Consider the following 25,475-nt stretch of genomic DNA (forward strand, 5'->3'; position numbering starts at 1 on the left):
CCGATGGACCTGGAGATGCTGCAGGCCAAGATCCACCGTGCGACCGTGACGCGAGCGGATCTGCACTACGTGGGTTCGCTGACGCTCGACGCCGACCTCATCGCCGCGGCTGGCATCCTGCCGGGGCAGAAGGTGGACGTCGTCGACATCGACAACGGCGCGCGGTTGTCGACCTACGTCATCGAGGGTCCCGCGGGTAGCGGTACCGTCGGGATCAACGGAGCGGCCGCACGGCTCATCAGCCCTGGTGACCTCGTCATCATCATCGCCTACGCGCGGATGCCCGCGGAGGAAGCACGCCGGTTCGTACCGTCGGTGGTGTTCGTGGACGAACGGAACCGCGTCGTCCGGCAGGGCGTCGACCCGGCCGAGCCGCTTCCGGGAACCGTCCACGGGGCGACACCGGACGGGGGTGCGGCATGACCTCGGACGCGTTCGACGAGATCACCGCCGCCTCGGAACTACCGAGACTGGTCCGGCTCGGCAAGGATCTCTACGGCTGCGTGTTCACCCTGATGAAGCTCGTGCCCGCGCGGCACATCCTGCGCAGGGCCGCGCTCTCGGGCGAACTCGGCCCACGCAGCACGATCGTCGAGACGACCTCGGGCACCTTCGGGCTCGCACTGGCGATGCAGGCCGCGCTCCTCGGGCGGGACCTGATCCTCGTCACTGATCCGGTGGTCGACCCACGTCTGGTCCGGCGCCTGACCGATCTCGGTGCCACCGTGGACATCCGCGAACGGCCCGACCCCATCGGCGGGTTCCAGGCGGCGCGGTTGCGGAGGGTGGCCGAGATCCGTGCCAGCCTCCCGGACACCTTCTGCCCGAACCAGTACGACAACCCCGACAACCCGGGCTCATACGCGCGGGTCGCGGAACAACTGGAGCGCGCGTTCGGTGAGATCGGCTGTGTGGTGGGCCCAGTCGGCTCGGGTGGTTCGATCTGTGGAACGGTCGGGGCGTTGCGGACCACGTCTCCGGCCACCAAGGCCGTCGGGGTCGACACCCACGGGAGTCTGCTGTTCGGCCAGCCCGACGGACCCCGGTCCCTGCGTGGCCTGGGCAACAGCGTCCTCCCCACCAACGTGGACCACCGTGTGTTCGACGAGGTGCACTGGTGCGGAGAGACTGAGGCGTACGCCGCGACCAGGCACCTGCACCGGTCGCACGCGTTGTTCCAGGGGCCGACCAGCGGAGCCGCCTACCACGTGGCCCGATGGTGGAGCGCCCGCAACCCGGGCGACTTGACCGTGGTGCTGCTGCCCGACGAGGGGTACCGATACCTGGACACGGTGTACGAGGACGGCTGGCTGGCGCGGCGTGGCATCGATCTCGCGACCGCGTCCACCGCACCGGAACGCACCACCGACCCCACCACACCCACCTCGGTGTGGAGCTGGTTCCCCTGGGCACGCCGGTCCTACACCGATGTCCTCGGAGTGTCGAGCACACCGGCTGGGAGTGCGGTATGAGCGACACCGGGAGGTTGCGGGCGGGGTTGTGGCCCCGGACCCGCCGGGTGGTGTTCGGCGGGAGCACCTCGGAGGCGGTCCGGTCCGAACTCCGGTTGAACACCAGCGTCGACCTCGCTCACGTCACGATGCTCGCCGAGCGGGAGATGCTCGACCGAGCCACCGCCGGGGCGCTGCTGCGGGAGATCAGGGAGCTGAGGGATGAGGACTTCGCCTCCCTCCTGGATCGACCAGTGCCCCGAGGCCTGTACCTGATGTACGAGGACGCACTGATCTCCCGGTTGGGTGAGGAGGTCGGCGGAGCCCTGCACACCGCCAGGTCCCGCAACGACATGAAGGCCACGACCACCGCGATGCGGCTGCGGGGCGAGGTGCTCGACCTGCTCGACGAGCTCGCTCGGTTGCGCGCCGTGCTGCTGGCCAGGGCGAGGGCGCACAGCCGAACGGTGATGCCGGTGTACACCCACTTCCAGCCCGCGATGCCGATCACGTACGGCTACTACCTGCTGGGTGTCGCGTTGGCACTCGGCCGGGAGTGCGACGCGGTGGTCCACGCCTCGGACGAGCTTCGCCGCTGTCCGCTGGGAGCCGGGTCGGTCGCGGGCAGCGACCTGGACATCGACCCCGCCCGCACGTCGACGTTGCTCGGCTTCGACAGCCCGCCCCTGCACGCGCTGGACACGATCGCGAGTCGCGATACCGTGCTCCGGACGCTGTCGTCCCTGTGCGGGGCCGCGGTCCTGCTGAGCCGGCTGGCCACGGACCTCCAGTTGTGGAGCACCTCGGAGTTCGGCTTCCTCCACTTTCCCGACCGGCTCGTCGGTGGCAGCTCGGCGATGCCCCAGAAACGCAACGCCTTCCTGCTGGAACACGTGAAGGCGGGCGCGGGAACCGTCATCGGTGCGTGGACGGCTGCCGCCTCCATGACGAAGTCGACACCGTTCACGAACACCATCGAGGTGGGGACCGAGGCGGTGGGCACGGCCTGGCCGGCTCTCGCCTCGGTACGGGACACCGTCCTGTTGTCCCAGGTGTTGGTCAGTGGCGCTCAGCCAGCACCCCCTGCGATGAGCCAGCGGGCACGGAGCGGTTTCGTCACCGCGACCGCGATGGCCAACCAGCTGGTCCTGACCGGGGTCCCGTTCCGGAAGGCGCACCGTGCGGTGGGCACGTCGGTGCGGAAAGCGATCGACCAGGGAGCCGACGAGCTGTCCCACGTCGAGGTCCCGGGATCGACCCCGGCCGCCGCTCCCCGGCTGGAGGACAGCGTGCGCGACCACCGGTACGGAGGCGGCCCCGGAGCCTTCGCCGACGCGTTCACCTCGGCCCGGGACGACCTGTCGCGGCATGCCGCCTGGCGGCGTGACTGGAGAGCTCGGATCAAGGCGGCCGAGGCGGAACTGGCCTCGGCCGTCGAAAGGGTCATGGGGGCGGGATCCGCACATGTCAGTTGAGAAGGGCCGGGCCTTCGCCCTGGTCGAGAGCAACACCACCGGCTCGGGGCGGCTGTTCGCGTCAGCGGCGCGGGCCAGGGGTCTGCGCCCGGTGGTCCTGACCGCCGATCCTTCACGGTATCCCTACCTGCGGCGGGACCACATCGACGTGCGCGTCGTCCGAACCAGTGAACCTGACGAGGTGCTCGCCGCGTGCCGGACGATGCGGGACGAACAGGGCCTGGCCGGTGTCACCTCCAGCTCGGAGTACTTCATCGGTACTGCCACCGCCGTCGCCGCCGCCCTCTCGCTCCCCTCCGGGGATCCCGAGGCGATCGCCCGGTGTCGGCACAAGCACCACCAGCGCGCCGCGCTCACCGAGGCCGGTGTCCCCGTCCCCGACTTCCGCGTCGCCACCGATGTCGACTCCGCCTCGCTGGCGGCCACGGACCTCGCCCTTCCCGTCGTGGTGAAGCCGAGCACCGGGTCGGGGTCCGTTGGCGTACGCCTCTGCCGGACCAACTCCGAGGTGGCCCGCCACGCTCGCGCACTGTTCGGCACCGGCGCGCGGACACCGATCCTGGTCGAGCGATACGTGCGGGGACCGGAGTTCTCCGTGGAGACATTCGACGGGAACGTCGTGGCGGTGGTGGGCAAACATGTGGGCCCGCATCCCCACTTCGTCGAACTCGGGCACGACGTACCAGCTCCAGTTCCCCCGGAATGGGCGGCCGAACTGCGACGATGCGCGCTGGCGGCGGGGTCGGCACTCGGACTCGGGTGGTCGGCCAGCCACACCGAGATCCGCATGTCCGAGGACGGCCCGGTCATCATCGAGGTCAACCCCCGCCTGGCTGGCGGCATGATCCCCACACTGGTCCGGCACGCCTGCGGGGTGGACCTGGTGGACTGGGTGGTCGCGAAGGCCGCCGCCCTGTCCCTCCCCACGGTTGACCGCTCGGCGTCCAGTGCCTCCATACGCTTCCTGCGGGCACGAACGGGTGGCGTGGTCACCTCGGTGATCGGGCAGCGGGAGGCCGCGGCTAGTCAGGGGGTCGAGTCGGCGGTGGTCACGGTCGCCCCGGGGGACGAGATCCAGCTCACCCGTTCGTTCCGTGACCGCCTCGGGTACGTCATCGCCACGACAGCGGCTGGCGGCGATTCGGGCGCCCTGGCCGACGCGGCCCTCGCGCACCTCCGCGTCAGCGTCGAGGCCGGTCCGCGGGAGCCACGTCGATGACCGCCGACCGTTCCACCACGACCAGGACCGGTGTCGGCGCGGCCTATGGCACGTTCGGGGAGCTCCTCCAGGGTGTCCTTCCCGAGAGGGACGGGGACTTCCTCGTGACCCTGCCGATCGGACAGCGTTCGACCGCGACGTTCTCGCTCGGCGACCACGACGAGCTCGCGGTCCAGCCCGCTGGCAAGTGGAAGTCGGCGCGGATGGCGGGCCTCGTCCTGGCGGCCGCCGGTCTCCCTCCGCGTGGCCTGCTGGTCATCGGCAGCGACCTTCCGGAGGGCAAGGGCTTGGCCAGCTCGTCAGCTGACCTCGTGGCGACAGCGCGGGCCGTCGGCCGAGCGCTGGGAACTCGGTTGTCCACGAGGGAGGTGGAGGCATTCCTCCGCAGGATCGAGCCGACCGACGGAGTGCTGTACCGGGACGTCGTGGCCTACCACCACCGGTCCGCGCGACTGCGGGGGCGACTGGGACAACTCCCACCGGCCACTATCGTCGCGATCGACGAGGGAGGCCAGGTGGACACGGTGGCCTTCAACCAACTGCCCAAGCCCTATTCCGCCTCGGACCAGCGGGAATACGCCATGCTGCTCGACCGGCTGCGCGTGGCGATGCGACGAGGGGACCTGAAGGAGGTGGGTTCCATCAGCACGCGGAGCGCGGAACTGAACCAGCGGCTGCGTCCCAAGCGGACTTTCGAGCAGATGCGTTCGGCCTGCGCCGAGGTTGGAGGGCTGGGAGTCGTCGTGGCGCACAGCGGCACGATGATCGGCGTCATGCTCGACGAGTCCGACCCGGACTTCACCGAGAAGTGGCGTGCGCTGCGACGGTCGGAACCGCTGTGCGCGGGCAGTCCCGTCTCCTTCCGCTCGCTCCGGTCGTCCAGCTGACACGCCCGGTCCGGCGCAGGAGGTACGGCGCCGGCGCGAAGGACCCCGGTCGGGCGACGGATCCTCCCGGTGCTGTCCGCGTCCCCCGGGGCGCACGGCAGGGGGCTTGGAGCGTCACACCGCTCCCGAGGACACGCAACGACCGATTACCGGGTGCAGGAGGAACCGTTCGTCCTCAACCTGCGCGACCAGGTTGGCGTCGACCAGCAGGTCAAGTGACGCCTCGACCTCGTCCCGCGCGCGAGCGACCCGGCTGGCCAGTGAGGAGGGGGTCGTGACGGTTCCCGTGGCAGCGAGGGCCGCCAGTACGGTGCGTTCGCTCTCCTCCAACCTCGCTATCGACGAGGACACCACGGTGAGCAGGCTGACCGACTCCGCCCGCAGGACCGAATTCGTGTCCCGACTGGCCAGTTGTCGGGCGAGCACGGAGATCCGCAGCACGGGTCGGTGACGCAGTCTGTTCGCGGCGAGTGTCAGAGCCAGTGGGTGACCCGCGCACGCCTGGATCAGCTGGGCGGTCGCCGTGGCCTCAGCGTCGAGCCGCTCGGCTCCGACCAGGCCCGCGAGCAGTGATCTCGCGGCACTGTCGGAGAGGGCGGGAAGCGAGCAGGTGTGCGTCGCGGGGAGCGCCAGCAGCTTGTTCCTGCTGACCGTGATCAACGTGGACCCGGTTGACGAGGGGAGCAGCGGCAGAATTCGCTCGCTGGACACCACGTCGTCGAGGACGACGAGGATCCTGCGGTTCGCCATCCTCGCGCGCAGCACGGCGGCCTGGTACTCGTCCCGGTCGAGCCCATCCTCCGCCGCCACCCCCATGCTCGCGAGCAGGGAACGCACCGAGTCGGCGGTGGACAGGGGGGATGGGCCGTGACCTCGGAGGTCGAGATAGTACTGACCGTCGGGGTAGTCAGCCGCGATGGTGTGCGCCAGCCGCAGGGCGAAAGCGGTCTTGCCGACGCCGGGCATACCGTCGATCGCCACCACCTGTCGCCGCTCCCGCGCGCCGGACATCACCTTGAGGACACGGTCGAGTTCCTCGTTCCGCCCCTCGAGGGAGCCGGTTTCGGCGGGGAGGTTGGAACGCAACACCTCCACCCGGCCCGTGGCGGTCGCCGCGGGAGCGAAGCGCTCCGTGATGCGGTCAATCGCCCGCTCGTCGCGGTTCAGGACGGCTTGGTGCGCCGCGAAGAGTTCCTCACCGGGTTCCATGCCCAATTCGTCGAGGAGCCTCAGTCGCATGCTGGAGTAGACCATCAGGGACTCGGCCTGTCGGCCACTCCGGTACAGCGCCGCCATCAGCAGGCAGGCGGCCTGCTCGTGCAGCGGATGCCGTTCTCGTATCTCCGTCAGGTCGAGCACCGCGCTTGGGTGGTCACCCGCGGCGATGTCCAGTCCCGCCCGCCGCATCAACAGGCCCAACCGCAGCTGGTGGAGTCGAACGCGATCCTGGGCCAGCAGCGGGCCTGGCAGTCCGTCGAACGGTTCGCCCCGCCAGAGCGCAAGGGCGTCGGCGACCTGGCCGTATCCGACCTGGTCCGTGCTCCGGGGAGCCGCCGCCCTGGCGAAACGGACGGCATCCACCGTGTCCGGGTCGATCCGCAGGGTGTAGCCGGGGCGCCGCCGTTCGATGACCGCGGCGCCAGCCAGCACCCTGCGCAACCGGTAGATGTAGGTGGGGATCACCTTGCTCGCGCTACTCGGGATCGCCTCACCCCACACCGCTCCCAACAGCTCGTCGGACGACATCGTGACGTTCGGGCGGGAGAGCAGGACACCGAGGAGGGCGCTCTGCCGTGCTGGTCCCGGGTGGAGGTCCTTCCCCCGGAACTTCGCCCGCAATGGCCCGAGGACGTCGAACGACAGGCCGGAAGACAACGCAACCCCCCACAGATCCGTGTTCGCTGGAAGAGCACGAACTATTGAACGTGACTTCCGTATTTCGACGAGTGGACAATTGGGTCCCATCATCCAGCTCACGGAAAGGCGAACGGCGGACCCACGAGCGCCGGCTCCGAACCGCCCTCCCATTCGGAGGTGATGCGCGAGCGCGGGTGACACGAAGCCGGGACACCTGTCCGCGCGACTTCCCCGCCCGGCGAACATGCTCCAACACCTCACACCGCTTTCCGAGTACCGACGGTACCCAGCAGGACACGGACCGTGTCCCGGATTCCCGCAGTACGATGCGGCGTGCCCGTCCCAGCCACTTCGAGGCCAGGGCGCATTCCCTTCCACGCCCGCCCCGCAGCCTGGCCGCCCTCGCGGCTCGTCGCCGCCGATGAGCGCCGTCAACACCGTGCCCCGTCCCACTCCGCGGCGGCCGACCGGCGGACCGGTGCGCACGACCTTCGCCGGGAGGACCGCCCACATTCCAACTCCCGCCGGCCGTCCGAGCGGGTACTCGCCCGCCACCAAGGGATGTGGGGCCCGGCCGACCTGAAACCATTCGTCGACCACGCCGTGAGCGATTTCCCCAATCCAGGACCACTCCGCAGCTCCGCTCCCTCCGAACCACCCACGTTCCCTTTCCCGCGCGACGCGCACACCACGGCCGCCGATGATTGCCGGCACCCATTTGCGCGCCGACCCGGAACAGTGGGCACCGGACGCAGGCGTTCGGGATCGTCGCACTCGGCGATCAGCCCACGCTTCACACTAGCATTTCACACTTTTGGGGGCTTGTCCTTAACCATCCGAACACTTAACTTATCGCTGGGGTACACCCCACTTCTCCTTAAGAGGCACCGTTAGCCCCCCGGAGCTATCAGCCCGTTACTTTCCGTGTTCATCAATACCCGGCACTGGTCTCTCCTGAGGCTCATTCCAGCCGCCCTCCACCTGCGGACGGTCATGGCCCAACGGGTGGTGTTGGCGCCCCCGCTCCGCCGAGCGACCTACCGGCACCACGTCTCCCACCCAGCCACGCCGCACGAGCGCCAAGCGCGCCCGGGTTGCCCAGGGGGCTGGTGGCCTGCCCGGAGGAGTCGAAGGGTCCAGGCGCTCGCGCCGGCCACCGGGCCAGCACCCCCGCAACACCTGGGCGGGCCACCGCGACGAGCAGCCACCTACCGCGTCGACCTCGACGCAAACGCCTTCGCCGGCACCCACCGGCTGCTGCCGCGAGTCAGACTGGGCGACACCCACGTCCGAAGGACGTCACCCTCCGCCTCGACGACGCCCAACTCGTCCCGGTGTACCGGGTCACCATCGCACCCGGTCCCTCGTGACCACGTCGGGAACCCGTTGACTCCGTCCCGGTAGCGGGACCCCCGGCGTCGAGCCCCCTCCCACCGTGGTGCCCCAGCTGACCGCTCCCTCGTGGGACCAGTTCCGCCATCCGCCCACTCCGCCCGGTCTCGCCCAGCCAGACCGTCGCTCGCCCACCGACCGGGAGGTGCGCGTCCACGAATCGCGATCAAGGCCAGCGCCGGTCCGGCCAGCTCCTCCTGGTTCGTCGGGCCCCGTGGGCGAACCGCGGCGCACCCGCTTCGAAGCCGCTCAGCGACTACCCGCCCACGCGGGGCACCCTGGCGGGAATTCCCGCGCGACACGGCGACGCCAACGGCCGTTGCCGTCCGGCTGGGGGCGGCGGGTCGGGCCGCGAGGTCACACTGGTCTGTCGGGGACCAGTCCGAGGCTGATGATGTGGCGGGCGCGGCCGTCACCGGGAGCGGTGCGGGTGCGACGTTCGACGGCGGCCTCGATCTCCTCGACGAGTTCGGCGAACTCCTCGTCGGTGACCCAGACGACGCCCTGGCGGTAGAGCAGGTTGTCCCGGGCGGGTTCGGTGTCGTCACGGGAGAGGTACCGGTCGAAGTCCGCCAGCATCGCTCCACTGAAGACGGTGAACGCTCGGCGGTGGTCGTCCTTGGTCATGGTGCCGCGGGCGTCGTCGTCGACGAGGGCCCGGTCCTGGCGGACCCGGTAGCTGCGTTCGACGGTGCCGCGCACGGGCCTCTCCCGCACCACCTCCAGTATCTCGGCCTGGGCCAGGGCCGCGACGTGCCGGTACATGGTCGCCGCCGGGATGTCGGGTAGCCGGTCACGGAGCTGTCCGGTGGTCAGCTCGCCGGCCCCCAACAGGGTCTGCAGGATGCGCAGCCGGACGGGGTGGAGGAGAAGATCCGCGGTTGCCATGAGCTGATGGTCTCACATCTGATAACGTTCTCGCCGCTGAGAACAATGTGAGATGGAGTGGAACGTTGCCCGACCTCGACATGACGGTCACCGCGGATGACGGGACTCCCCTGGCCGGCACGCTGACACTGCCCGCCGGGCCCGGGCCGCACCCCGCCGTCCTGCTGTTGCACGGTTCCGGTCCGCTGGACCGCGACGGCAACACCCCGAAGCTGCCGACGAACCTCGGCCCAGCCCTGGCCTCGGCACTCGCCGCCGAGGGGATGGGGACGCTCCGCTACGACCGGCGTGGCGCCGGCGCCACGCCCGGCGTCTGGCAGGCCGCTGGGTTCACCGGCAACCGCCGGGACGCCGAGGCCGCGGTGCGGGCGCTGGCCGCGCACCCCGCCGTCCGCGCCGACGCCGTCGGAGCCCTCGGGCACAGCGAGGGCGCCCTGCACGCCATGTCCCTCGCGGCCCACGGGGACGTGCGGGCCGTGGTGCTGCTGGCCGGTTACGCCCGCCTGGGAGAGGAGGCCATGCGTTGGCAGGCCGGCTCGATCTTCGGCGGTCTGCCCGCACCCCTCCGCCTGCTGCGGCGCCCGCTCGCGGCGGTGGGCGACCGCGTCCTCGACCGTCTCCGGCGGACCGACACGGACGTGGCGCGCCTCGCGGGGATCCCGGTCAACGCCCGGTGGATGCGCGAGATGCTCGTCCACGACACGCGCGACGACCTCGCCGCCGCGAAGGCCCACGTCCTGGCCGTCACCGGTGACAAGGACATCCAGGTCGACCCAGCCGACCTGGCCACCATCGCTGGGCTGGTGCCGGGCGGAGCCGAGACCCACCGCGTGCCCGACCTCACGCACGTCCTGCGCCGTGACCCCGGCCGCCACACCCTGCGCTCCTACCGGCGGCTGCTGCGGCAACCGGTCGATCCCGAGCTGCTCGCGCTGGTCACCACCTGGCTCGGGCGCCAGCTCGACGCCGTCCCCGGCGCCTGACCGCCGCTTCCCACACCCCGCACTCGACACGAGGAGTACCTGGCATGTCCACGTCACCATCTACCAGCCCGTACCGCAACGACCTCGTCCTGTTCATGGCGATCTCCTTCGTCGTCAGCTGGGCGTCCTGGGGCGTGGCGATCGCGATGGGCGGGCCCGCGGTGAACCCGCCCGCTGTCCTGCCCCACCTGTTCGGAGCGTTCGGGCCCTCGATCGCGGCGCTCGTGATCCGCATCCGCCGAGGACGGCGGCGGGAGGCCGTCCCGGAACACGCTGCGCGGTTCCGGATCCCCCTGCTGGTCTGGGTTCCCGTCCTCCTGGCATTGGCCTCGGCGACCGTGCTGGCTGGCGCGTTCCTGGCTGGCGCGGGTGACGGGCCGACGCCGAGCTTCGACTCCGGGTTGGAGATGATGAGCGCCCAGGGGCCCGTGCTGTTCCTCGTCATGATGGTGATCTCCGGACCGCTGGCCGAGGAGCCGGGCTGGCGCGGCACCGCGTACCCGAGGATGCGCGCGTCGATGAGCCGTTTCCAGGTGGGCCTGGTGTTGGGCGCCGTCTGGGCCGTGTGGCACCTGCCGCTGTTCTTCATCGCCGGGACTGTCCAACACCAGCTCGGTCTCATGACTCCCAGCGGCGTGCTCTTCGCCGTCAGCTCCATTCCGATGGCCATGCTCTGCTGCTGCGCCTACGAACGCGCCGGCGTCGTCGGCTCGGTGGCGGCGCACTTCGCGGTCAACGCGACGATGGTCCTGCTCAACGTCCAGCACCCCGTCACCCAGGCCATGATCATGGGCATCCAGGCGCTCACCGTCACCGCCCTGCTGCTCGCCCCGATCCGTGCGGTGGGACAACGGCGGCACACGGGTGACAGCGGCGCGCCGCGCGTCGTCGAGCGCGTCTGAGCCCCACCGCGGGGCCGGGCGGCCCGGGCGGTACGACTGGTCCCGCGCGGGACTGCGGGCCGGCTCCGGTCACGCGTCGCGGGCTGGCTTCGGAGCGACCACCACGGCACGTCGTCGACGACCAGGCGCGCACCGGGACGCCGCGGGTCTGGTCGCGAGGCGCTGCCCCGAACGCGTTCCCGCCAACGCCTCCTGGCGGAGCCGGCCCGACGACGTCCGTCACGGGCGGCACGCCGGTCACGCGTCGGCGCCGGGTTGTCGCTACGGGCGCCCGGCCCCGCTCCCCACCCGCCCGACACGCATGGCACGCCCCCGGTCGGTGACGACGATCCCCCTGGCTGACGCGGGGTCCCGAGCAGTTCCTCGCCGCTCTCGCGGAGGTGACCCGTGTCTCCTCCGTGGAGATCGAACGTCCTCTGCACACCCCGCCCCGCATCCCCCAGGTGATCCGCCCGGACGACCACGGGCACGCCGTCCGCTGGCCCAGGACGGTGATCACGCCACCGGTGGGATCGGGCAGCCGCTCCGCCCGTCGAGGTGCCCCTCCGCCAGTAGTGGGCGGTGGTGCGGGCGGCCTGCGAGGAGGCCGCCCAGCCGCGCCCGGCCTGGATGCCGTCCCGGAGCGCGGGTGAGGGGTCGGTCATCCCCCTCGCCCACGTCGCACCGGCACGAGGGTCAGGACACCGCGCGGCGCTTGAAACCGATGGTGCCCAGGACCACGAAGACCGCGGTCATCCCGACCAGCGCCACCGAGCACAGCCAGTACGGGATCGTCTGCACCGAGTTGTCCAGCAGGACGTCCCGCATGCCCTCGCTCGCGTAGGTCAGGGGGTTGAGGGCGCACACGAACTGGAACCACGGCAGGTGCGCGAGCCCGTGCCACGGGAACTGCGTCGCGCCGGTGAACATCAGCGGGGTCAACGTCGCGGTGAACACGATGTCGATCTTGGCTGGGGGGACGAAGGTGCCCATCACCATGCCCACGCCCGCCGCCGCGAGGGAGCACATCACCAGCATCAGGAAGGCGGGGAGCAGGCCAGCGGGATCCCAGGACACGCCGTCCAGGATCAGGAACCCGATCGGGATCATCACGACACCGGACATCAGTCCGCGCAGCGCGCCGAAGACGACCTTCTCCAGCGCGACGACGCTCATCGACACCGGCGCGAGCAGTCGGTCCTCGATCTCCTTGGTGAACGAGAAGTCCATGACCATCGGCATGGCCGTCGCCTGGAGCGCGCCGAGGAACCCGTTCAGCGCGATGACACCGGGGAACAACAGCTGGGCGAAGCCCGGGGCGATGAAGCCGAGGTCAGCGAGGACCTTGCCGAAGATGAACAACATCAGGAACGGCTGGAGCAGGGTCTTGACCAGGAACCCCGAGAGGTCCTTGCCCGTGACGTAGAAGTCCCTGCTCAGCAGTGCGCCGAACACGCGCAGCGCCGTGCCCAGCTCGGCGCGGTCGCGCCGCGGTGACTGTGGTGCCTGCGGCGGCACGTCGATGGCGGTCATCGGAGCTCCCGTCCGGTGAGGTAAAGAAACACGTCCTCCAGGCTCGGCTTGCTCACGGAGAGATCCGTGATGTCGCAGCCGATCCCCGCGAGGACCTTGAGCATGATCGGCACGACCACCGAGGAGTCCACCGAGGTGTACAACCGGAACTGGGTTCCGTTGGCACCGCCGGCGGTGGGGGCGGGGACCGGGAGCCACGGCGGAAGCGGGATTCCCGGCGGCGGTGCCGGCATGCCGGCGCTGATCTTCTCCACCCGTTCGACGTTGTCCAGCTCGGACAGCGCCGTCACGACGGCGTCCGCCTGGCTCTCGTCCGCGTTGATCGTCACCGTCAGGGTCGCGCTTCCCGGCAACGCGCTCGTCATCGCCGCCGGAGGGTCGATCTTGAGCATCTTCCCGTGGTCGACGATGCCGACCCGGTCGCACAGCTTGGTGGCCTCCTCCATGTCGTGCGTGGTGATCACGACGGTCACGCCCTCCTCCCGGAACCTGACGATCTCGTCGTGCACGAAGACGCGGGCCTGGGGGTCGAGGCCACTGGTCGGCTCGTCGAGGAACAGCACCTCGGGTTCGTGCATCAGGGCCCGCGCGATCATCACCCGCTGGGCCTGGCCACCGGACAGCTCCTCTGCCTTCGCCGTGGCGCGGTCCCGGAGGCCGACGCGCTCCAGGATCTCCTCCGCTCGCTGTTTGCGGACCGCGCGGCTCACGCCGTGGTACGCCGCGTGGTAGAGCAGGTTCTGCCGCACGTCGAGGGAGCGGTCGAGGTTGTTGTGCTGCGGGACGACGGCAAGTGCCCTGCGGGCCTTCCTCGCGTCCGTCGTCACGTCCCTCCCCGCCACGATGGCTTGTCCGGACGTGGCCACGACCCGGGTGGTGAGCACACCGATCGTCGTGGTCTTCCCGGCGCCGTTGGGTCCGAGCAGTCCGAACACCTCACCCCGGCGAACCGAGAAACTCAGTCCGTCGACCGCGGCCGGCATGCTGGGCACATACCGCTTGACGAGTTCGCTGACCACCACGGCGTCGCTCATGCGGCACATCGTCGGGGGTGCGGTCAACGGGGCAACACCCCTACAGCCGTCGCGGTACCGCAGTCTTCGACCACTAGGGGGCGCGGGGAACGCCCAGGGGTTGCCGGTCGTGCGTGGACCGACCTAGCGTTCGAGCGTCGTTGTGGAGTCCGGGAACACCCCTGTGGAGGTTCGGTGACGACTGAAGGCTCACCGCATCGCCTCACTGTGCTCGGTGCGGGCGTGATGGGCACCGGTATCACCGCGATGGCGGTCGGTCACGGCGTGCCCGTCGTGCTGGTGGACGTGGATGCGGACGCCCTCGCTCGTGCGCGCGCGGAGGTGTTGGGCAAGGTGCGGCACGCCCGGCTGATGGGCACCCTCCCCGAGGACCGCGCCGAAGGGGAGCTGGTCACCACCTCGTCGGTGGGCGCCGAGTGCTCGGACGCGACGGCGGTGGTCGAGGCGACCACGGAGATCCCGGAGATGAAGGCGAAGGCACTCGGGGAGATCGCCGCCGCGGTCCCCGAGGGGACCCCGTTGATCTCCACGACGTCGGGAATCCCGATCGACGAGATGGCCGACTGGGTGCCTCGGCCGGCGGATCTGGTCGGTACCCACTTCATGAACCCGGCCTACCTGATCAACACCGTCGAGATGATCCGAGGGCCCCGGACCGCCGAGAGCACGATGGCGCGGGCCACCGCTCTGCTGGAGGCCATGGCTCGGCGGGTCATCGTGGTCCGGGACGCGCCCGGCTTCGTCACGAGCCGGTTGCTGCATCCCATGATCAACGCGGCGGCCCGCGTCGTCGGCGAGGGCACCGCGACCGTCGAGGACGTCGACGAGTTGATGCGGGGATGTCTCGGCCACCCGGTCGGACCGCTGCGGACCGCCGACCTGATCGGGATCGACAACCTGGTGGACTCCCTCGTGGTGCTGCACGAGCGCACGGGCGACGAGAGCGCCCGCCCGTGCGAGCTCCTGTTGGCGAAGGTACGTGAGGGGAACCTCGGCCGTAAGACGGGCCGTGGCTTCTACGACTACGGAAGGGCTCTGTCATGATGGCTGACCACGCGGAGGTGACCGAGCGGACCGTGGTGGCCGAGCTGCTCACGTTCCTCGAGGAGCGGACCAAGTCCGCGGTCACCGAGGACCAGGACCTCTTCGCGACCGGTGCCGTGTCCTCGATGTTCGCCATGCAGCTGGTGGTGCACCTCGAGGAGGCGTACGACGTCACGATCGTCGGCGGCGACCTCAAGCAGGTCAACTTCCGCACCGTGCGGGCGATGGCGGAACTCGTGCTCCGCCTGCGCGAGGCCCAGGGCGTGACGGGCGGTGCCTGACGCCCTGACGAGCGCGCGGGACCTGGTCGGCACGCTCGTGGCCGACCGCGCCGACGCGTGGGACGCCGCGGGGCGGTTGCCGGAGGACCTTCTCCGGGACCTCGGCGGACGGGGTCTGCTGTGCGCCGAGGTGCCCGGCTCCTACGGTGGGCTCGGTGCCGGCAGCAGGGACAGCGGCGAGTTCACCGCGTACGTCGGCAGCCTCTGCGGTTCGCTGCGCAGCATCATGACCTCGCAGGGGATGGCGGCGTGGACGGTGCGACGGCTGGGTGACCAGGACCAGCGGGCGGCGTACCTGCCACGGCTGACCTCGGGCGAACTGGCGGCGGTCGGCTTCAGCGAACCTGACGCGGGCAGCGATCTTTCCGCGATGACGACGAGCGTGCGCGTCGAGGACGACGTGGTCGTCCTCGACGGCGAGAAGATGTGGGTGACGGGTGCGTGCTACGCCGACCTGTTGGTCGTCTTCGCCAGGTCTGAGGACGACGTCGTCGTGGTCGTGGTGCCCACCGCGACGCCCGGTGTCACCGTCGAGCGGATCCCGGATCCCCTGGGTTGCCGGGCGGCCGGGCACGCGAACGTGCGGTTCTCCTCGGTCCGGTTGCCGGCGTCGGCCGTGCTCGGCGGAACGGGTCTGTCGCTGCTCGCCACGACGGCGCTGGCCTACGGCCGGATCTCGGTCGCGTGGGGTTGTGTCGGCATCCTCAGAGCCTGCCTGAACGCGGCGGTGACCCACGCCCGGACCCGGGAGCAGTTCGGCAAGCCACTCGCGCGACACCAGCTGGTGGCACGGCACCTCGCCGAGTTGCTGGTGTCGGAGCAGGTCGCCACGCGGGCGTGCGAGCACGCGAGCGACCTGTGGGACGCGCGGTCCCCTGATCTCGTCACCGCGGTCGTGCTGGCCAAGCACGTCGCGGCCGGGCACGCGGCACGGGGTGCCGCGACGGCGACGCAGGTGCTCGCCTCGGCTGGTGCGGCGCACGGGCACGTGGTGGCCAGGGCGTACCGGGACGCCAAGTTGATGGAGATCATCGAGGGCAGCACCGAGATCTGCCAGTTGATCCTGGCGGAGCACGCCGTCGCGACGGTGGCGTGAGCCCGCCGGGGAAGGGTGTGGGAGGACTCGTGTCGCAGGAGCGGACGCCCCTGGTCAAGTGCCTGGTCTGGGATCTGGACAACACGCTGTGGCAGGGGACCCTGCTGGAGGACGACGAGGTGCGGCTGGCCCAGGCGGTGCGGACGGTGATCAGCACCCTGGACGAACGTGGCATCCTCCAGTCCGTCGCGAGCAAGAACGACCACGACCACGCATGGCGGCGGCTGGAGGAACTCGGTGTCGCCGAGTACTTCGTGCACCCGATGATCGGGTGGTCGGCCAAGTCCGGTTCGATCCGCGCCATCGCCGACGCGTTGTCCTTCGCGCACGGCACCATCGCGTTCGTCGACGACCAGCCCACTGAACGGGCGGAAGTGTCGTACCACCTCCCCGAGGTGCGGTGCTACTCGGCCGACCAGGTGATGACGCTCCTCGAACTCCCCGAGTTCTCCCCGGAGGTGGTGACGGTCGACGCGCGACGCAGGCGGCAGATGTACCAGGCGGGGCTGCGGCGCGTGGCCGAGCGGGAGACGTTCGAGGGCCCGGACGAGGAGTTCCTGCGGTCGCTCGAACTGGAGATGCGCATCGGGCGGGCAACGGCGGCGGAGCTGACGCGGGTGGAGGAGCTGACGCTGCGCACCAGCCAGATGAACGCGACCGGGGTGCACTACTCGGACGCCACGCTGCGCGAGCTGCTCGACTCACCGGACCACGAGGTGCTCGTGACCACCATGAGCGACCGTTTCGGTCCGCACGGAGCGGTCGGCGTGCTGCTGCTGCGCACCGACGCGGGGGTGTGGCGGCTCAGGCTCCTCGCGACCTCGTGCCGGGTCGTGTCCTTCGGAGCCGGCACCGCCATCCTGAACTGGTTGTCCGACCAGGCCGCCAGGGCGGGCGTCCACCTGGTCGCCGACTTCCGCCGCACGAGTCGGAACCGCATGATGGAGATCGCCTACCGGTTCGCCGGCTTCGAGGAGGAAGACTGCGCCTGCCTCGCGGCGATCGCGCCGGAGGACGACATCACGACGCTGCACCTCCTCCCCGGACGCACCGACCCGCCGACGACGATGCGACTCACCGCGCCCGACCTCAGCGGGCGCTGACCCCGGTCGACTTCCTGCGCGCGAGGGTGATCCCGTCCGCCATCATCAGCATCGACAGTTCGACCCGGTCGTCGTCCCGCAGGAACGCGTTGAACTCGCGGATCGCTTGGACCTCGGGGGACGTGGCAGCGGCGTCGATGACCTGCCCGGACAGGAGGGTGTTGTCGACGACGATCAACCCGCCCGGCCTGACCAGGGGGAGCGTCCGCTCGTAGTAGGTCAGGTAGTTGGTCTTGTCCGCGTCGATGAAGGCGAGGTCGACGCTGTCCGGCCCCAGTTCGGCGAGCAGGGCGGTGAGGGTGTCCGCGGCGTCGCCCACCCGCGGGTCGATGCGGTCGAGCACCCCCGCGCGCCGCCAGAACTCCGCTCCGATGGCGGGCCACTTGTCGCTGATGTCGCAGGTGACGACCCGACCTCCGGCCGGTAGGGCCCGCGCCATGCACAGGGTGCTGTACCCGGTGAAGGTGCCGATCTCGAGCACGGTCCGCGCCTCGCACAGGCCGACCAGCATCGCGAGGAACTGGCCTTCCTCCGCGAGTACCTGCATGGCCCGCCCGGCCGGGTACTGCGCGGTCTCCTCCCGCAGTTCACGGAGGACCTGGTCCTCGCGCAACGACACGGTCCGCACGTAGTCGGACAGTTCCGCCGTGAATTCGAGCTGATTCGCCACCAGGCGATAATAGGGTAGCCACGCGTTATCGCACCCGATTCCGGGAATCCTCCGACTGGCGGCCCCGCGCGAGTCCACTGCCCCCACTCGGAACGCGACGGGACAGGGGTTCTCCGCCACCAACAGGGGTTGTGGCGGCCAGGGCTCGTGCGCAGACTCGGTCCGCATCATCAGTTCGCCCGGCAGGTGCCGCGCATGGATGGGGTCGTACATGAAGACCAACGTGACGGACGTCCTCGGCGGCGAGTCCGTGTTGACTCTGTCCGATGCGGAACGCGCGGACCTCACCGAACTGGCGTCGTCGCTCGCCGCCGACGGTTCCCGGGAGGTTGACGACCCGAACTGGCTCGCCACCGCGCGGGAGCTGTGCTGCCAGCTTCCACCACGGCTGGCGTCGTCGCTGCGCCGCTTCACGTGGGACTCGGGTCCGGAAGCCTTCCTGCTGCTGCGTGGCCTTCCGGTGGATGAGACCACGCTCCCGCCCACCCCGACGGTCGCCGGATCGGTGCAGCGCGAGGCCAGCGTGCCGGCTTCCGCGCTCGTCCTGGTGGCGATGGCCATGGGCGAGCTGGTCGCGTTCGACAAGGAGAAGGCTGGCGCGCTCGTGCAGGACGTCGTCCCGGTGCACGGCATGGAGGAGTTCCAGGGCAACGCGGGGTCGGTCGTGTTGTCGATGCACGTCGAGAACGCCTTCCACGAGCACCGTCCGGACTACGTGGGCCTGATGTGCCTGCGCAACGACCACGACCGGGTCGCCGGTCTGCGCCTGTCGTCCGTGCGCAACGCGCTTCCGCTGCTGTCCGACGAGGTGCGGTCGGTGCTGCACGAGCCGAGGTACGTGACCGCCGCCCCACCGTCGTTCGACCTGCCGCCCGGCGCGGACGAACCGCACGGGATCCTCACCGGTAGCCCCGAGGACCCGAGCATCAAGGTCGACTTCCACGCGACGGTTCCGGGTGACGAGGTGGCGGCCGCCGCGATGTCCTCGTTGCGGAAGGCACTGGACTCGGTGTGCCGCACGTTGACCCTGGAGCCGGGTGATCTCGCGTTCGCCGACAACCGCCTCGTCCTGCACGGGCGGACCGCGTTCGAGCCGCGCTACGACGGCGCGGACCGCTGGTTGCAGCGGGTGTTCGTCCACCTCGACTTCCGCCGTTCGCGCCCGCTGCGGCGGGGCGGTGGGCACGTCATCACCGGCACCGACCGCTGAGCTGATGCTCCGTCGAACGAAGGGTTGCCCATGACGGGCTGGGATGGCGACGTGTACACCAGGCCGGTCGCCCCGATGGACACCTGGTTCCTGTTGTACCCCGACGCGGTCGCCGGGATCATCCAGGTCTTCGTGGAGGGGACCGGGACGATCGACCCGGACCGGCTGGCCGAGGCTGTCGAGGCCGCGTCCGAGGCGTGTCCCGGTACACGCCTCGTCCGCGAGGGCCGGACCTGGGTGGACAGCGGCGTGGCTCCCCCGCTGCGGGTCGTTGACGGGAGCCGGCTCGACAGGACCGCCTTCACCGGGATGCCGGTGCTGCACGACCGGATGCCCGAGACGGGACCGCCGTGCGAGGTGCTGCTGCTCACCGGGTCACCGACCACGGTCGTGTTCCGCGCCGACCACGCCGCGCTCGACGGCAAGGGCGTGCTGGTGTGGGTGGAGGACGTCTTCCGTGTGCTGCGCGGTGAGCGGCCACGCGGTGCGAGTTCGGAACTGACCGAGGCCGACGTCATCGCCGGTGCCCCTCCACCGTCGGGTACGGCGCTCGTCTCCGACCTGGAGTGGCCCTCGGCGTTGGGTGCCGCTCCCCCGCACCGCACCGGCCTGTTCTGGCGGCGCCGCACGGTGGACGGCGCGCACCCCGCCCTGGTGGCCAAGATCGCGTCCGCCCTCACCCGGTACGTGGGGCGTCCGGTCGGCCGGTTCATGGTGCCGGTGGACCTGCGCAGGCACGCCCCGGACATCCGGTCGACCGGGAACCTGATCACCAACCTGCTCTACGAGGCGTCGGCCGAGGACGACTGGCACACGGCGCACGAGCGGCTGCTCACCCTGCTCGCGGGGAACGTGGACCTCCTCTCTGGCGTTGACCCGTCCCTGAGCCGGGTGCCGCTGGAGACAGCGCGGCCGCGGATCGCGGCGTTGGACGGCTTCTCGGCCAGGAGCAACCGCTACCCGGCGCTGGCGATGCTCTCGCACCTGGGCAGGATCGACCTGGCCGAGCTGAGCACCGACACGTTCCACGCGACCACCCTGTACCCGTTGCCCAGCTCCGGCCCGATCGGTCCACCGGAACTGAACTTCGTCGAGTGCGGCGGGCGGACGGAGATCACGATCGGCTGGCACGACTCGCCCGGAACGGCGCGGCGGGCGGAGGAACTGCTCGACGTCCTCGCGGACGTGTTGTCGCCCGGGAGGAACCGGACGTGGGCGGGCAACGACACCGATCGACCGTTGGCCAGGGAGGGAACGGTCGTCGAGCAGTTCCGCGCCCAGGTGGCCCGCACGCCGGACTCGGTGGTCCTGACCGGCCCTGAGGGTGAGATCAGCTACGCGGAACTCGACCGTCGCTCGGACGCCGTCGCCGCCGAACTGGTGGACCGGGGCTTGGGCCCCGATGCCCTGGTGGGTCTGCTCGCCGGGCGCACCGTGGCCGCGATGGCCGGGATCTGGGGCATCCTCAAGGCGGGTGCGGCCTACCTGCCCCTGGACCCCGGCCAGCCGGACGCGCGGCTCGCCGACCTCGTCACCGACGCCGGCGTCACCACCTGCCTGGCTGAACGGGAACACGCCGGGCGCACGGCTATTCCGGGCGAGTGCGCGGCGGTGGTCCTCGAGGACGTCGCCGCCTCGGGTCGTCGGGTGCCGGCGGCGCCGGTCGCTCCGGACGACCTCGCCTACGTCATCTACACCTCCGGATCGACCGGGCGCCCCAAGGGCGTGGAGATCCAGCACCGAGCGCTGAGCACCTTCGTCAGCTGGGCAACCCGGATCTACGAGGTCGGTCCGGACACGAGGTTCCCCCTGTTCTCCTCCCTCGCCTTCGACCTCTCGAACACCGCGATCTTCCTCCCGGTGCTCGCCGGCGGCTCCGTCGCGTTGGTTCCTGACGAGCTGGACCACCTGGTGCTGCGCGACGTGCTGGAGAACCTCGGTGCGACGGCCCTCAAGCTGACCCCGACGCACCTGGACCTCATCGGTCGGCTCGGGCTGCGCCCGACCGGCTTCCGCACCGTCATCGCCGGTGGTGAGCTGCTCCGGGGTCCGGTGGCGCGCCGCGCGCAGGAGACGTTCGGGGAAGGGTGCCGGATCTTCAACGAGTACGGCCCGACCGAGACCACGGTCGGCTGCATGACGTGGACCTTCGACCCGGATCGGGACGGTGGGGCCGTCTCGGTCCCGATCGGGGTCCCCACGGACAACACCCGGATCCACCTGCTCGACGCCGACCGCCGGTTCGTCGAACCCGGTGAGGTCGGTGAGATGTACCTGTCCGGCGCCCAGCTCGCGCGCGGTTACCGGGGTCGGCCGGACCTCGACCGCGAGCGGTTCGTGACCCTGGCCGACGGCACCCGCGCGTACCGCAGCGGGGACCTGGCACGGATGTTGCCCTCCGGCGTCCTGGAGTCGGCGGGCCGCGACGACGAGCAGCTGAAGATCAATGGTTACCGCATCGAGCCGGCGGAGGTGGCCAGGGCGCTCGAGGAGCACCCGTCCGTGACGCGGGCGTTCGCGGTCGGCAGGGCGCGGGGCGAGGACAGGACCCTGTGCGCCTACGTCGTGCCCGGAGGTGGCGGTGAGGTGGACGTCGACGCGCTCACCGAGCACGTGCGCGCCCTGCTGCCCAGGTACATGGTGCCCTCGGTGATCTCGGTGGTACGGGAGATCCCCCGCACCGGTAACGGGAAGGTGGACGTCTCCCGGCTGCCGGACCCGTTCACCGGGGCGGCCGGTGAGCCGTCCGATGGGGAACGCCGCGACGAGGTCGAGGAGGCCGTCGCCACCATCTGGAGCACGACCTTGGCCGTTCCGGCGGACCGCATCGCTGGCGACGCGGACTTCCACCGGCTCGGGGGCGACTCCGCGGCGCTGTTGGCGATGTTGGCGACCGTGTCCCGCGAGGTGGTCGGGAAGGACCAGGAGCAGGAGTTCATGTCGCACCTGCCCACCATCGTCCGCCGCCCGACCCTGTCGTGGGTGTCCGAACTGGTACGGCGGAGTCGCCACACCCCGGTCTGATCCGGATCCGCAACCCGGCCAGCCGCGCGACCGCCGGGCCCGGTGCGCGAGCGACCATGACTGGTGCCCGATCGTCTGCCGCGTTCGTCCCCGACCGCTCGGATTCCCGGACCGGTGCGCGTCCTGGTTGGTGCTCGACGAGGTTGGCCGCGGCGCGGCGTCTCCCGGGGCACGTCGCGGTGCGCGCCTGGATCAGGCCAACCAACTCGACCCGCCGGCTCACCTCGCTCGGCGCGGACCGGAACGAGCGGTGGCACCCTGCCCACCTGTGGACAGGATCTCGTGGCTGGGCACGCGCGTGCCGGTTCGTCGGTTCGCCTCACCGGTCGGTGCGGGGTCAGCTGGTGCCACCGACCGCGACGGGCCGAGCGCCGAACGGCTCGACACCCGGCCCGGGGTCGCGGTGCGCCGGGTCCCTCAGACCCCGCTCCTCATGCGCCGTTGCTGTTCCTCCAGGTCGGAGCGGACCTGGGCCCCGAGCCCTGGCGTGCCGCCCCGCCGGCTCGGAGGACGGATGTCGTACTTGGCGGCGATGACGAATCCGGTGGCGAGGATGCCCAGGCCGAGCACCATCATGCCGATGATCACGGGCCACTGGAGGTGATCCGGCATCCATAGCGCGAGGAACCACGACCGCACGTCGGAACCCACGAGTTTGAGGATCATCGGCACCACGCCCTGCGGCAGCAGTGGAATCCAGCACAGCACGAAGCAGGCCACCAGCGCGACGGTCGGCCAGCCGGCGCCGCTGGCCTGGGGCCGACCGTCGGCAGGGGACTGACCACTGGCTGGGGCCGCGGGCCTGGCGGTCGCGATCCGATGTCCGGACCGCATCAGCTGGAGCAGGCCTGCCCCACCACCGGCGAGCCGCCGGTGCGCGAGGCCACCGAGACCCCAGGTGTACAGCGCGCCGGTGGCGACGCCGACGAGCACGGCCAGCCAACTGAGCGCCGACGAGTCGACGGCGGAGGCGATCCACAGCGTGCCGAAGGTCGGCAGGGTCGAGAGCGCCATCAACCCGAGCACCGCGAGGACCTGCACGAAGTCGATCCGGTTGTCCCAGGCGCCGCTCCCCCGCTGTCGGGGGTCGGTCATGGGTACCGGGAACAGCACCGCCACGAGCACGACGGCCCCGCACCGGCACCCAACACGCTCGCGGTGAGGGCCAGCGCCCACGGCCAGGCCCACGACAACCCTGACACCGCCGTGAAGACGACGGTCAGCACCAGCGCGATCGGCGCGACGATGACGAGCCAGGCCAGTTGCCGGCCACGCACGTCGGCGCGCTCACCCCGGGGTGTCACCATCGTCAGCCACAACGCGGTGCCGTCCGACGCGTACATGTTGGCGCTCACCGCCGCGACCCAGACGGCCACGATCACCCCGGTCCACGGCAGCAGCACGTCAGCACCGATCACCAGTGGGGTCACCGTCTGGAGGAGGCCGTAGAAGAGCGCGAAGTACAGGAAGTTCGTCCTCGTGACGTCCCGGAACCAGGTGCGCAGTTCCTTCGCCGCCACACCCGGCACCCGCCCGGTCCACCGGTCGAGCGGCCCCGGCTTCGACGGGGTGACCCTGCGAGTCCGCCGGCCCTGGGCGCGGCCCGAGGTGAGTTGCCTGCCGAGCAACGAGGCCAGCGCGGCCACCAGCAGGAGATCCGCGACGAGGAGCCCACCGAGACCGGCCATGACGAGCGCCCAGTCCCCGCGCCCAGCCGCGTCCACCGCGGTCAGCGCCCATCCCGACGGCAGGGCGTGCACCGTGACGGAGAAGCCCGCGGGGAAGCCGCTGGTGAAGGCGTTGCCGAGCGCCGGCGCGATCGCCCAGACGGTACCGCCCGCCGCCATCAGCACACCGGTGAACAGTCCCGACAGCGCCGCCCCGAGCTGCGAACGCACCACCTGCCCGCGGCCGGTGACGATCACCTTCGACACCAGGACCACGAGCACGAGCGTGAGCAGGAGCCCCGGCACGGCGACCAGGGCGGGGACGACACCGCTTCCGGCGCCGTGGACCACGAGCGCGACCAACGCCACCAGCGTCACGATCGGGCCGACGCCGACCGCCCCGGCGCTGACCAGGCCCACGGTGAGCACGCGTGGCCGGATCGGGAACAACGAGAGTTGGTCCGGCCGGAGTTCCGTTCCGCCGCTGCCGAACAGGATCGGTCCGAAGGCCCACCCGAAGAACCAGACGGCGAGCGCCGCGCCGAGCAGGTCACCGGAAACCGATGCGACGGGAGCCGTGATCCCCGCGATCCAGATGGTGCCAACGGCGGCGAGGAGACCCACGAGCGCGCCGAGGACGAGCTGGGCGGCCCGTTGTCCGGACAGGGAGCGGCGCAGCAGGGTCAGTTTCAGCCGGATCAGGTCGCCAACCACCGCAACCCCTCCGCTCCCGTGTCCTCTCCGCCGACCAACTCCATGAACCGCTGCTCCAGGCCGCCCGCTCCGACTTCGGACATGGGACCCGCGGAGAGCACCCGCCCGGCCGAGAGCACGGCGACGTGGTCGCACAACTGCTCGACGACGGCCATGACATGGCTGGAGAACAACACGGACCCACCGGAGTCGACGAACCTGCGCAGGATGGCCTTGACCGTGGCCGCCGACACCGGGTCCACGGCCTCCAGGGGCTCGTCCAGCACGAGCAGGCGGGGTCGGTGCAGCAGCGCGACGGCGAGGCCGATCTTCTTGCGCATACCCGTGGAGTAGTCGATCACGAGCGTCCGCTCGTCCCGGTCGAGTTCCAACACCGACAGCAACTCCGCGGATCGCTCGGACACCACCTCCGGCGCCATACCGCGGATGCTGCCCGCGAACGCCAGCAGCTCGCCGCCGGTCAGCCGTTCCGGGAGGGCGAGGCCGTCGGGGAGCACCCCGAGTACCTCCTTGGCCGCGACGGGATCCGCCCAGACATCCGAGCCGAAGAGCGTGACGCTGCCGGCGTCCGGGCGGAGCAGCCCGACGGCCATCGACAACAGCGTGGTCTTTCCGGCGCCGTTGGGGCCGACGAGGCCGAAGAAACTGCCCGCCGGCACGACGAGCGACACGCCGTCCACCGCCGCCTTCGCGCCGAAATCCTTGCGCAGCTCGTCGATCCTGAGCGCCGCCGTCGCGGAGTCCGCTACCGCGGGGACTTGCACGGATTCTGGATTCGGCACAACTGGCCCCCTTTCCGCGGCAGTCGCCGCGCGCACATCCTATCGAACCGTGATCGGACGACCGCGCGGGGGAGCAATCAGCACCACCACGCACCAAAAACCCCGCAAGAACTCGGCGAATACCCCTGCACCACCCCCTACAACATTCCCGAAATCACTTCTGTTGACCGCGAACCGGTGCATTGCTAACGTGCCCAACCGGAACCCGGTGAAGAATAAACCGAACGCCAGACACCCGAACCCGAACCGAGTTCCCCTGATTCCGCCGCCGTTTTCCTCCCGGC

21 protein-coding genes are annotated in these 25,475 nt (G+C 70.7%); 13 read left to right on the forward strand and 8 right to left on the reverse strand.

The window, feature by feature from the left end:
* Positions 1–3 precede the first annotated feature (3 nt).
* From panD to G443_RS04245, 5 genes are read left to right on the forward strand one after another with little or no spacing between them, the layout of a single operon-like run.
* Positions 4–423, forward strand: coding sequence for an aspartate 1-decarboxylase (gene panD / locus G443_RS04225; RefSeq protein WP_026417947.1), 420 nt, complete (start codon positions 4–6; stop codon positions 421–423).
* On the forward strand, positions 420–1,472 hold the full coding sequence (locus G443_RS04230) for a pyridoxal-phosphate dependent enzyme (protein WP_035291611.1): 1,053 nt from the start codon (positions 420–422) through the stop codon (positions 1,470–1,472). The genes panD and G443_RS04230 overlap by 4 nt, the downstream gene beginning before the upstream one ends.
* The gene (locus G443_RS04235) at positions 1,469–2,926 is read left to right on the forward strand and encodes an argininosuccinate lyase (RefSeq protein ID WP_051313656.1); all 1,458 of its coding nucleotides are present in this window, start codon (positions 1,469–1,471) and stop codon (positions 2,924–2,926) included. The genes G443_RS04230 and G443_RS04235 overlap by 4 nt, the downstream gene beginning before the upstream one ends.
* Positions 2,916–4,145 (forward strand): ATP-grasp domain-containing protein, encoded by a 1,230-nt coding sequence (locus G443_RS04240; RefSeq protein ID WP_026417945.1) that lies wholly within the window; start codon positions 2,916–2,918, stop codon positions 4,143–4,145. Before G443_RS04235 ends, G443_RS04240 begins: the two co-directional genes overlap by 11 nt.
* A complete protein-coding gene (locus G443_RS04245; RefSeq protein WP_030228529.1) occupies positions 4,142–5,032 on the forward strand; it encodes a GHMP family kinase ATP-binding protein in 891 nt (296 codons plus the stop codon). Before G443_RS04240 ends, G443_RS04245 begins: the two co-directional genes overlap by 4 nt.
* A gap of 114 nt (positions 5,033–5,146) precedes the next feature.
* Here G443_RS04245 and G443_RS04250 read toward each other — a convergent pair whose 3' ends face one another.
* Both G443_RS04250 and G443_RS04255 read right to left on the reverse strand, forming a co-directional pair.
* Positions 5,147–6,907: a BTAD domain-containing putative transcriptional regulator gene (locus tag G443_RS04250; protein WP_030106890.1), complete on the reverse strand. Its 1,761-nt coding sequence runs from the start codon at positions 6,905–6,907 to the stop codon at positions 5,147–5,149.
* A gap of 1,731 nt (positions 6,908–8,638) precedes the next feature.
* On the reverse strand, positions 8,639–9,169 hold the full coding sequence (locus tag G443_RS04255) for a helix-turn-helix domain-containing protein (RefSeq protein ID WP_026417943.1): 531 nt from the start codon (positions 9,167–9,169) through the stop codon (positions 8,639–8,641).
* Between the two features lie 65 nt (positions 9,170–9,234).
* On the opposite strand from G443_RS04255, the gene G443_RS04260 reads away from it, so the two are divergent.
* Together G443_RS04260 and G443_RS04265 are read left to right on the forward strand one after the other, a co-directional pair.
* Positions 9,235–10,152 carry an alpha/beta hydrolase family protein gene (locus G443_RS04260; protein ID WP_026417942.1) on the forward strand — a complete coding sequence of 306 codons (918 nt, stop codon included), beginning with the start codon at positions 9,235–9,237 and terminating at the stop codon, positions 10,150–10,152.
* A gap of 44 nt (positions 10,153–10,196) precedes the next feature.
* The gene (locus tag G443_RS04265; RefSeq protein WP_026417941.1) at positions 10,197–11,054 is read left to right on the forward strand and encodes a CPBP family intramembrane glutamic endopeptidase; all 858 of its coding nucleotides are present in this window, start codon (positions 10,197–10,199) and stop codon (positions 11,052–11,054) included.
* Positions 11,055–11,729: 675 nt separating this feature from the next.
* Here the strand turns inward: G443_RS04265 and G443_RS04270 are convergent.
* Positions 11,730–12,566: an ABC transporter permease gene (locus G443_RS04270; RefSeq protein ID WP_081715295.1), complete on the reverse strand. Its 837-nt coding sequence runs from the start codon at positions 12,564–12,566 to the stop codon at positions 11,730–11,732.
* Complete coding sequence (locus tag G443_RS04275; RefSeq protein ID WP_026417939.1) at positions 12,563–13,600, reverse strand: ABC transporter ATP-binding protein; 1,038 nt, start codon at positions 13,598–13,600, stop codon at positions 12,563–12,565. The genes G443_RS04270 and G443_RS04275 overlap by 4 nt, the downstream gene beginning before the upstream one ends.
* Positions 13,601–13,774: 174 nt before the next feature.
* Between G443_RS04275 and G443_RS04280 the strand changes: the two genes are divergently transcribed.
* From G443_RS04280 to G443_RS04295, 4 genes are read left to right on the forward strand one after another with little or no spacing between them, the layout of a single operon-like run.
* Positions 13,775–14,644, forward strand: a complete 870-nt coding sequence (locus G443_RS04280; RefSeq protein ID WP_026417938.1) for a 3-hydroxyacyl-CoA dehydrogenase family protein — start codon at positions 13,775–13,777, stop codon at positions 14,642–14,644.
* Complete coding sequence (locus tag G443_RS04285; protein WP_026417937.1) at positions 14,641–14,925, forward strand: acyl carrier protein; 285 nt, start codon at positions 14,641–14,643, stop codon at positions 14,923–14,925. Before G443_RS04280 ends, G443_RS04285 begins: the two co-directional genes overlap by 4 nt.
* Positions 14,918–16,021 carry an acyl-CoA dehydrogenase family protein gene (locus G443_RS04290; RefSeq protein ID WP_026417936.1) on the forward strand — a complete coding sequence of 368 codons (1,104 nt, stop codon included), beginning with the start codon at positions 14,918–14,920 and terminating at the stop codon, positions 16,019–16,021. Before G443_RS04285 ends, G443_RS04290 begins: the two co-directional genes overlap by 8 nt.
* A gap of 29 nt (positions 16,022–16,050) precedes the next feature.
* Positions 16,051–17,124 carry an HAD-IIIC family phosphatase gene (locus tag G443_RS04295; protein WP_026417935.1) on the forward strand — a complete coding sequence of 358 codons (1,074 nt, stop codon included), beginning with the start codon at positions 16,051–16,053 and terminating at the stop codon, positions 17,122–17,124.
* On the opposite strand, the gene G443_RS04300 is transcribed toward G443_RS04295, so the two are convergent.
* A complete protein-coding gene (locus G443_RS04300; RefSeq protein ID WP_026417934.1) occupies positions 17,111–17,794 on the reverse strand; it encodes an O-methyltransferase in 684 nt (227 codons plus the stop codon). The genes G443_RS04295 and G443_RS04300 overlap by 14 nt on opposite strands.
* Positions 17,795–17,993: 199 nt before the next feature.
* Here G443_RS04300 and G443_RS04305 point away from each other — a divergent pair, with 199 nt between their 5' ends.
* Complete coding sequence (locus G443_RS04305; protein WP_211256659.1) at positions 17,994–19,004, forward strand: TauD/TfdA family dioxygenase; 1,011 nt, start codon at positions 17,994–17,996, stop codon at positions 19,002–19,004.
* Positions 19,005–19,034: 30 nt separating this feature from the next.
* Positions 19,035–22,028, forward strand: coding sequence for a non-ribosomal peptide synthetase (locus G443_RS04310; RefSeq protein ID WP_035291608.1), 2,994 nt, complete (start codon positions 19,035–19,037; stop codon positions 22,026–22,028).
* Between the two features lie 417 nt (positions 22,029–22,445).
* Here the strand turns inward: G443_RS04310 and G443_RS04315 are convergent, their stop codons facing one another.
* The 3 genes from G443_RS04315 to G443_RS04325 are packed head-to-tail and all read right to left on the reverse strand — an operon-like array spanning position 22,446 to position 25,173.
* Entirely contained in the window at positions 22,446–23,123 is a 678-nt protein-coding gene (locus G443_RS04315; protein ID WP_253860121.1) for a hypothetical protein, read from the reverse strand.
* A complete protein-coding gene (locus G443_RS04320) occupies positions 23,120–24,409 on the reverse strand; it encodes a hypothetical protein (protein WP_253860122.1) in 1,290 nt (429 codons plus the stop codon). Before G443_RS04320 ends, G443_RS04315 begins: the two co-directional genes overlap by 4 nt.
* Positions 24,394–25,173, reverse strand: coding sequence for an ABC transporter ATP-binding protein (locus G443_RS04325; protein WP_035291605.1), 780 nt, complete (start codon positions 25,171–25,173; stop codon positions 24,394–24,396). The genes G443_RS04320 and G443_RS04325 overlap by 16 nt, the downstream gene beginning before the upstream one ends.
* Between the last annotated feature and the right edge of the window lie 302 nt (positions 25,174–25,475).

The sequence above is a fragment of the Actinoalloteichus caeruleus DSM 43889 genome, assembly GCF_000429185.2.
GTDB classification, from domain to species: Bacteria; Actinomycetota; Actinomycetes; order Mycobacteriales; family Pseudonocardiaceae; genus Actinoalloteichus_B; species Actinoalloteichus_B caeruleus.